The following is a 397-nucleotide window of genomic DNA, read 5'->3' as shown; positions in this document are numbered from 1 at the left end:
AACGGTGACGGTATCGCCAACGATCTGGTTGCTGACCGTCAGGTTGCTGCCCTGGGCAGTAGTCGTGCCGTTATAGGTCTGGCTACCGGTCAGCGTCACCGCCAGCGGGTTGACCGTCATGCTGCCGGTCGCGCCAGTCAGGGTGTAGTCGCTGTCGCTCAGCGTCAGGCTGTTGAAGCCTGACAGGGCGCGGCTGCCAGCGTGGGCGCTGGCCAGGGTGGCGCTGCCACCGACGGTGACGCTGTCCCCTTCGATCTGGTTGCTGACCGTCAGGTTGCTGCCCTGGGCAGTAGTCGTGCCGTTATAGGTCTGGCTACCGGTCAGGGTCACCGCCAGCGGGTTGACCGTCATGCTGCCGGTCGCGCCAGTCAGGGTGTAGTCGCTGTCGCTCAGCGTC

At 65.5% G+C, this 397-nt stretch carries 1 protein-coding gene; it reads right to left on the bottom strand.

Going from position 1 to position 397, the window contains the following annotated elements; translation table 11 throughout:
* On the bottom strand, positions 1-397 hold a 397-nt coding region (locus JHD64_RS21200; protein ID WP_199055600.1), incomplete at both ends, for a YDG domain-containing protein.

The sequence above is a fragment of the Aquitalea sp. ASV15 genome, from assembly GCF_016429115.1.
GTDB lineage: Bacteria > Pseudomonadota > Gammaproteobacteria > Burkholderiales > Chromobacteriaceae > Aquitalea > Aquitalea magnusonii.
The sequence above is the reverse complement of the archived record's forward strand: the minus strand, read 5'-3'. Positions and strand labels throughout refer to the sequence as shown.